The sequence below is a fragment of the Aeromonas sp. S16(2024) genome (genome assembly GCF_041403065.1).
Taxonomy (GTDB): Bacteria; Pseudomonadota; Gammaproteobacteria; order Enterobacterales; family Aeromonadaceae; genus Aeromonas.
In genome coordinates this window covers 109014-115377 of record NZ_JBGLQX010000017.1, presented here as the reverse complement: position 1 = coordinate 115377, position 6364 = coordinate 109014, and the positions used below count along the sequence as shown (strand labels likewise).

Sequence of the window (6364 nt, the reverse complement as noted above, 5' to 3'; positions counted from 1 at the left end):
TCAAGTTGCTGGGGTGTGGGTTCTCTGAGCATGGTGCAGTCCATTTATTGACCATGCAGCAATTAGATCAAACCCCGAGATCGGCGTCCAGGGGTTTGTCATCAGTCTGAAACGGCCCTTTCGGGCCGTTTTTTTATGTCCGGCGCCATGAAAAGCGACCTGAACGCCCATGAAAAAAGCCGCTCCGGGGAGCGGCTCTCGTCACTGTGATGGGACCCTCAGGCGGTGGTCTGCCGGGTACCGAAATAGTCGGCGAGGAAGTCATCGAAGGAGAGGCTGTCACCGCGCTCCCGCTCCCGCTGCTTGGCCAGGGAGTCCCGCGCCTCGCCGGCGAAGTAGGCCTCATCCCAGTACTGCAGCTCACCGCTCAGCATCTCTTCCCGGTAGCGGCTCGCCAGGGCGTCGCCGAAGCAGCCGTTGTCCTGGCCGCTTTCCAGCAACTGCTTGAGCAGGCGGGCGGAGTAGGTCAGCTCGGGGTTGAGCAGCTTCTCGCGGTGCATGGCCAGCGTCTCCCGGTAGCGGTTGCGACCACAGCAGCGATCCAGCAGCTCGGCTACCTGGGCCAGCTCGTCAAACAGCTTGAGCCCGTACTCCTTGAGACCGATGGCATTGCCCTGCTCGTCTTCCAGCTCGAGACCGGGGCGGCGCCCTTCCAGCACCACCTTGTTCTGGTTGCGACGGTTGCGGGCAATCTCCTCGTCACCCAGCACGGGAGACGGGCGCAGCAGGCACCAGACCAGGAACAGATCGAAGAAGCGGATCTGATCCACCTCTATGCCAAAGGGTGTGAAGGGATTGACGTCCACGGTGCGCAGCTCTATGTACTCGATGCCGCGCTGCTCCAACGCATCCGAGGGCTTCTCGCCGCTGCGGGGGGTGCGCTTGGGCCGGATCGGGGCGTACAGCTCGTTCTCCAGCTGCAGCACGTTGTCGTTGAGCTGACGGTACTCGCCGTTCACCTTGACCCCTATCTTGGCAAACTCGGGATCATGGGTGTTGATGGCGCGGCGCAGGCTGCTCACGTAAGCGGGCAGGTTGTCGTGGCTGATCTTGAGCCCCGCCTGGGCGCTGTTGGTGTAACCGAGATCGGACAGACGCAGGGCGGTGGCATAGGGCAGATAGAGGGTCCCCTTGCCAATCTTCTGGAACGGCAGGCTGCTCTTGCGCCCCTTGAGGAAGGAGTCGCAGATGGCAGGGGAGGCGCCAAACAGATAGGGCACCAGCCAGCCGAAGCGGTAGACGTTGCGGATCAGCCCCATGTACTTGTCGGAGATGAAGCGCTGGCTGCAGCACCCCTCGCCCACCAGATCCTGCCACTCGCACCAGAAGCTGTCCGGCATGGAGAAGTTGAAGTGCACCCCGGCGATCACCTGCATCAGGCTGCCGTAACGGTTCTTCAAGCCCTGGCGATAGAGGGTCTTCATCCGGCCTATGTTGGAGCTGCCGTACTGGGCCAGGCGGATGCTCTCCTCGTCACCGACGAAGCAGGGCATGGAGAGGGGCCAGATCCGCTCATCCCCCAGGTGGTGAATGGCGTGGCGATGGATGTCGCCAAGCTGCTCGATCAGGCTCTCGATGGAGTCGGTCGCCGGGGTGATGAACTCCAGCAGGCTCTCGGAGTAGTCGGTGGTGATGTTGGCATGGGTCAGGGCCGACCCCAGGCCTCTGGGGTGATCGGTCTGGGCCAGGGTCCCTTCTGGGGTGATGCGCAGACATTCACGTTCGATCCCGCGCCGGATCCCCTTGAGGGCGGCCACCCGATCAGGGGTGCCCAGCGCGGTCAGCAACTCGGTGAGCGACAAGCTAGTAGTAGTCATATTCACGGCTCATGTATGGCCGCCCCACCTGGGGCGGCGCTCATTTTTTTGCAACGCCCCTCAGGGCAGTTGCAGCGGATAGATGGGAAGATGAAGCTCGCTCAAGGGTTTTTCAAGCTTTTGCTTGTCCCCCACCACCACAATCACCATCTCGGCCGGATCGAGCCAGCGTGCCGCACTGGCTTTTAGCGTCTCAGGCGACACCGTTTTGATCAGCTGGTTCTGGGCCTGCACATAGTCCGGCTTCAGCCCATACATGATCATCTGCAGCAGGAAGCCCGCCTTCTGACCGAGGGTCTCGTAGGAGAGGGCATCCTGCTGGGAGACGGCGCTGCGCATGTAGGCCAGCTCCACCGGGGTGGGCCCGCTCGCGCGGTAGCCATCCATCTCCTTGAGGAACTGGCGGATGGCATCCGCGGTCGCATCGGTGCGCACGTTGGCGCCGGTGGCGAAGATGCCGGCCTCGCGGTTCGCCTGGAAACCCGAGCTGGCACCATAGGTGTAGCCCTTGTCTTCCCGCAGGTTGAGGTTGATGCGGCTGTTGAAGTTGCCCCCCAGGTTGAAGTTCATCAAGTTGGCGACGAAGTAATCCCCGGTGGTGTCAAACGGCATGGCACGGCGGCCGATGCGGATCACCGACTGGGGCGCCCCCGGCTTGTCCACCAGGTAGATGCCCGGCTTGGCCTGCTCGCCCTTGAGCTTGAGATCCCCCAGAGTCGGGACAGGCCCCTGCCACTGGGTGAGGAAGCCAAGCTGCTGCTCGACCTGTTGCTGGGTCACATCCCCGGTCACCACCACCTTGGCATTGGTCGGGTTGTAGTAGGCGTGATAGAAGCGCTTCACGTCCGCCAGGGTCAGCTTCTCGACGTCGCTCGGTACCCCGTCGGTCGGCTGGCCGAGGCGGTTCTGCTTGCCATAGACCAGCTCACGGAACGCCTGCCCCGCCAGCCACTCGGGCTGCTGCTCGCTCTGCTTCATGCCTTGCAGCATCTGCGCCTTGAGCCGCTCGAAGTCCGCCTCCCGCAGGCCGGGTTGCAGCAGCACCTCGCGCACCAGTGCCAGCGTCTGGGGCAGCTTGTCGGTCAGGCTGCTGATGGTGATGAGGTTGTTGTACTGGGCGGTCGAGACGCTGATGCTGGCGCCGAGCTTTTGCAGCTCGTCGCTGAGCTCGGCCTCGGAGAGGCGCGCCGTCCCCTGCCCCAGCATGGCGGCGGTGAGGCTGGCCAGCCCCAGCTCGCCCTTGCCCTCGGCCCGGATGCCGCCTGGCAGGGCAATCATGATGGAGACGGCCGGGATCTCGTCACTCCGGGTGCCGATGATCTCGATGCCCTTGTCCAGCTTGCCGTGCCAGATGGCCGGCACCTTGACGCTGACCGCCTCCGCCGTCCTGGGCTGCACGCTGCGATCGAAGCTGTCCTTGACCGTTTGCTGGGCCAGCGGCTCCCCATGCTGGCTGTAATCCGGCAACTCGCGCTTGGCCGGGGTGAAGTTGGGCGTAGCCGCCTGCCACTGGGTCTTGCCCTTGGGCACCACGCTCAGCACCACGGCCGGCTTGTTCGCGATGAACTTGTCGTAGGCCGCCTTGACCTGCTGGGCGTTCACCTGACCTATGGCATCCAGGTTCTTGAACACATAGTTGGGATCCTGGGCCAGCACCTGCCCCATGGCGAGCTGGCTCACCTTGCCGGACACGCTGTCCAGCCCCCAGATGGCCGAGGCGCGATAGCTGCTGATGGCCTTCTCCAGATCCTCGGGCTTGATGCCGCGACCGGCAAACTCGCCGATCACCTTGTCCACTTCCCCCTTGAGGGTCTTGAGGCTGCCATCCACCGCCGGATTCGGATAGGCATAGACCGCCAGGGTACAGGCCAGCTCCTCGCAGGAGTGGGACGCCCCCACCTCGATGGCCTTGCCGGTCTTGACCAGGGACTGATAGAGCATGGAGCTGGCGGAGCCGCCGAGCACGTCGGCAAAGATGTCCAGCGCCGGCTCCTGCGGATCCCCAAGGGACACGGTCGGGTAGCTGATATAGAGCAGCGGCAGGTGCACCTTGTCTTCCAGCGTCACATAGCGGGTCTCGGGCAGGGTCGCAGGCTGGGGCGTCGGCTCGGCCACCTCGGGGCCACGGGGGATGGGGCCGAAGTACTGCTCAATCCAGGCCAGCGCCTGCTTGGTGTCGAAGTCGCCCCCCAGGGTGAGGGTGGCGTTGTTCGGGCCATACCAGCGCAGGAAGAACTGCTTGAGGTCGTTCACATCGACCCTGTCCAGATCCTCCACATAGCCGATGGGCTGCCAGGAGTAGGGATGGGTGCGCGGATAGAGCGCCTCCCCCACCTTCTCGCTCAGCAGGCCGTAGGGCTGGTTGTCGATGCGCTGGGCCCGCTCGTTCTTGACGGTGGCACGCTGGATCTCGAACTTCTTCTGGCTCACCGCATCGAGCAGGAAGCCCATGCGATCCGCCTCCAGCCAGAGCACCTTCTCCAGCTGGTTGGCCGGTACCGTCTCGAAATAGTTGGTCCTGTCCTTGTTGGTGGTGCCGTTCATCTCGCCACCGGCCTCGTTGATGATCCGCATGTGCTCCTGATCGCCAACGTGCTTGGAGCCCTGGAACATCATGTGCTCGAAGAAGTGGGCGAACCCCGACTTGCCGACCGTCTCGCGCGACGACCCTACGTGATAGGTGACATCCAGGTGCACCAGGGGGTCAGACTTGTCCGGCGCCAGGATCACGGTCAGGCCGTTGTCCAACTTGTACATCTGATAGGGAATGCCGAGCTTGCCCTCCTGCTTGACCTGCTCGGACACCAGGGTGGGCGCTGCCAGTGCGGGCAGGGAAAACCCCAGGAGAATGCTTAATGGAATGAGTTTGTTCACGGTTACCTCGTGAGTGACGAAAATGGGCTAGAAGATCTGGCTGGCCAGCAGAAACACCAGGGCATAACGAAACAATTTGCCGAGCCCGATCAGGATGAGAGAGCGCCAGAAGGAGAAGCGAAGCCAACCGGCCAGCAGGCAGAGGCCATCGCCGATCACCGGTGTCCAGGCGAGCAGCAGGCACCAGTGACCATGTTGTTTGAGCCAGGCGAGCGCCTTTTGTTCCCCACGGCCTTGAAAATCTTCCGGTTTTTTCTTCGATGTGGCGAGTCGGCCGAGCCACCAGGTGGTCATGGAGCCCAGGGTATTGCCCAGCGTCGCCCAGAGCAGCAGGCTGGCCATGCTCCACTCTCCACGGGTGGCCATGGCCCCCAGCAGCACTTCCGAGCTGCCGGGCAGCAGGGTGGCCGAGGTGAAGGCGCTCAGAAACAGCCAGCCCAGCCCCATCTCGGCAATGTCGTTCATCCGGGCTGGCCGTCGGCGCCAGGCATGCGCAGCAGCAGCTTGCCCCGCACATGGCCGCCCTCGATGGCGCCATGGGCCAGCGCCCCTTCCCCCAATGGGTACTCGCCGGAGATGGTGATATGCACATCCCCCTGACGCAGCAGCATCAGCACCTGGGTCAGCTGTTTTTGATCGGGGTGGACCAGCATGCCGAGCACCTCTATACCCGCCGCTGCACCAGCATCCTTGATCAGCTGGGCCGTGATGGTGGGCACAGTCACCAGGCGACCGCCCGCCTTGACGCAGGCCAGCGCCGCCTTGCCGCTCTCGCCCCCCACCAGATCCAGCACCAGATCCACCGGGCCGCCGGCCGCCACCACCCGTGCTGGCCAGTCGGCGTCGTGGTAATCCACCATCTGGCTGGCCCCGAGCCCGTGCAGGAAGCTGTGGTTGTCAGGCCCGGCCGTGACCACCACCTGGGCCCCGTAGGCGGCGGCAAACTGCACCGCCAGATGGCCCACGCCACCGGCACCGGCCAGGATCAACACCCGCTGACCGCTCTGGAGGGCACCGTGCTCGAACAGCCCCTGCCAGGCGGTGAGGCCCGCCAGGGGCAGCGCAGCCCCCTGCTTGAGGCTGACCCCGTCGAGCCTGACCAGCTCGTCCTCGCGCGCCACCACAGACTCCGCATAGCCACCGGCCGACAGGGGAAAGCCCACCATGCCGCACACCGCATCCCCTTCCACCAGGGTGGTAACATTGGGGCCGACCTTCTCCACCACGCCGGAGACGTCATAGCCCGGGGTCCAGGGCAGCTTTTCCTTGTTCTGGGCCGCCGCCCAGCCAAGGCCGGCCCGGGTCTTGGCATCTATGGGGTTGACCCCCGCAAAGCAGATGCGTACCCGCACTTCTCCTTCCGCAGGCACCTTGTCGAGGGAGGGGTTGAGCCGAAGTACCGAGGGGTCGCCGAATGCGGTAATCTGTAGCTGCGTCATTGCACAATCCATCCTGTTGATTGATCAAGGGTCAACAGAATAACAGCGAGGACACCATGGCTCGAATGTTTCTTATTCCTCTGTTGCTGGCCCTGGGGTGGTGGGCGTTTCTGCTCTACTTCCGCATCCCGCTCAAGCAGGGGGCCAAGGGGTTTTACTGGATCATCGGCCTAGGTGGGGGGCTTGCCGCCTTCTTCAGCCTGATGATGGTGCTCACCCACTGACGCCGCCTGC

At 63.8% G+C, this 6364-nt stretch carries 5 protein-coding genes; 1 reads left to right on the top strand and 4 read right to left on the bottom strand.

Annotated elements, in window-relative coordinates; genetic code table 11:
• Positions 1-218: 218 nt before the first annotated feature.
• Genes gshA through ACB030_RS14095 form a run of 4 tightly spaced genes read right to left on the bottom strand, consistent with a single transcriptional unit; the run spans position 219 to position 6130 of the window.
• On the bottom strand, positions 219-1817 hold the full coding sequence (gshA, locus tag ACB030_RS14110) for a glutamate--cysteine ligase (protein ID WP_371160586.1): 1599 nt from the start codon (positions 1815-1817) through the stop codon (positions 219-221).
• Between the two features lie 60 nt (positions 1818-1877).
• Positions 1878-4691, bottom strand: coding sequence for a M16 family metallopeptidase (locus tag ACB030_RS14105; RefSeq protein WP_371160584.1), 2814 nt, complete (start codon positions 4689-4691; stop codon positions 1878-1880).
• Between the two features lie 27 nt (positions 4692-4718).
• The gene (locus ACB030_RS14100) at positions 4719-5156 is read right to left on the bottom strand and encodes a YqaA family protein (RefSeq protein ID WP_371160582.1); all 438 of its coding nucleotides are present in this window, start codon (positions 5154-5156) and stop codon (positions 4719-4721) included.
• Positions 5153-6130, bottom strand: a complete 978-nt coding sequence (locus ACB030_RS14095; RefSeq protein WP_371160580.1) for an NADP-dependent oxidoreductase — start codon at positions 6128-6130, stop codon at positions 5153-5155. The genes ACB030_RS14100 and ACB030_RS14095 overlap by 4 nt, the downstream gene beginning before the upstream one ends.
• Before the next feature lie 56 nt (positions 6131-6186).
• Between ACB030_RS14095 and ACB030_RS14090 the strand changes: the two genes are divergently transcribed.
• Complete coding sequence (locus tag ACB030_RS14090) at positions 6187-6354, top strand: hypothetical protein (protein WP_371160596.1); 168 nt, start codon at positions 6187-6189, stop codon at positions 6352-6354.
• Positions 6355-6364: the final 10 nt, after the last annotated feature.